This window comes from Microcystis sp. LEGE 08355 (genome assembly GCF_015207185.1).
Taxonomy (GTDB): Bacteria; Cyanobacteriota; Cyanobacteriia; order Cyanobacteriales; family Microcystaceae; genus Microcystis; species Microcystis panniformis.
On sequence record NZ_JADEXI010000794.1, the window covers coordinates 1 to 1688 of the forward strand.

The window sequence follows — 1688 nt, forward strand, 5'->3', positions numbered from 1 at the left end:
AACTGATAACTGATAACTGATAACTGATAACTGATAACTGATAACTGATAACTGATAACTGATAACTGATAACTGATAACTGATAACTGATAACTGATAACTGATAACTGATAACTGATAACTGATAGATTAAATCACCGTCCCGTCGGGAATAGTGGCATTTTTGAAAATAACCACGATGCCGCTGCGAACATAGAAACCTAAATCTTCCCGATTAGCTTCTTCCACACGATCTTTGTTAACAATTAAAACATTGGCACCAATGCGAGCATTTTTGTCCACAATTGCCCGACGAATAGTGGAACCGGGGCCGATACCCACGGGAACTTTGGCATTTCCGATGAGACTTTCCCGTTCGGGGAAAGACTCATAAAAGTCGGCTCCCATCAGCATTGTATCCTCGATCGTGCAGTCTTTGCCGACTCGACTACGAATCCCTAAAATCGAGTGATGGATGCGACATTCTTTGAGAATACAACCTTCAGAAATCATCGATTCTGTCACCGTACAATTGAGCATTTTTGTCGGTGGCAGATAGCGAGAACGGGTATAGATGGGGGCTTTTTCGTCGTAGAAACTAAAGGCGGGATTTGGTTGTTGGGTCAAGGCGAGATTAGACTCATAAAAGGCCTCAATCGTCCCGATATCTTCCCAGTAACCCTTAAATAAATAAGCCTGAAGATTGTAATCTTTAGCCGCCGAGGGAATGATTTCCTTGCCGAAATCGGTCTGTTCTTTATTGGCATCGAGCAGATCGATTAAAACATTCTTTTTAAAGACATAAATTCCCATGGAAGCGATGTAGGGACTTTGACGGGCTTGGTCGGGACTTAAGCCTAAAATCGTCGTATCTACCCGCATTCTTTCCAATTCTGCCCCTTTGGGTTTCTCATAAAAATCGACAATGCGCCCCGAATCATTAATTTTCATCACCCCAAAAGCGGAGGCGCGACGTTCATCGATGGGAACCACCGATAAAGTGATATCGGCGTTGGTTTCCCGATGGCGTTCGATGAACTTACTGTAGTCCATGCGATAGAGATGATCTCCAGAGAGAATGAGATATTCATCGATATCCCAATCCTTCATCGTCCAGATATATTGTCGTACTGCGTCGGCCGTGCCTTGGAACCATTGAGGATTTTCCATGGTTTGTTGAGCGGCCAAAACTTCCACGAAACCATCGCTAAAACCCGTAAAATTATAGGTACGATTGAGGTGACGATTGAGAGAAGCGGAATTAAATTGCGTCAACACATAGATTTTGTCAATCTGGGAGTTAATACAATTGCTGACGGGAATATCGATTAAGCGATATTTTCCCGCTAGGGGGACGGCAGGTTTTGCCCGCAGTTTCGTTAACGGATAAAGGCGAGTTCCGGCCCCGCCACCCAAAATAATAGCTAATACTTTTTTCACGCGCGTAACCCTCGCGATTGGCTGTTTCCTTCTCAAAGTAAGTGTAGGATGATAGCGCACCTTATTGATAGAGGGGAAACAAAAATCTAGATCTAAAAGTCATCAAGAGGGAATTGATCGGAGTCTTTGGGGATAAATTGGCTAAAATCATGAATTTTTGGGCTAAATCATTAATATTCACCTTTTTTCTCCCTTTACCGTACCTAATGCCCACGACGGTGACGGGCGATCGCTGTTCTTGGTTAGCCCAAGGTTCCGATGTACAGACT

General features: G+C 43.7%; 2 protein-coding genes. Both read right to left on the reverse strand.

What is annotated here, in order from left to right:
• Positions 1 to 129: 129 nt before the first annotated feature.
• Positions 130 to 1419: a glucose-1-phosphate adenylyltransferase gene (locus IQ242_RS24085; RefSeq protein WP_193961692.1), complete on the reverse strand. Its 1290-nt coding sequence runs from the start codon at positions 1417 to 1419 to the stop codon at positions 130 to 132.
• A gap of 61 nt (positions 1420 to 1480) precedes the next feature.
• Positions 1481 to 1688 (reverse strand): hypothetical protein (locus IQ242_RS24090; protein ID WP_193961693.1); only part of this gene is annotated, 208 nt, incomplete at its 5' end.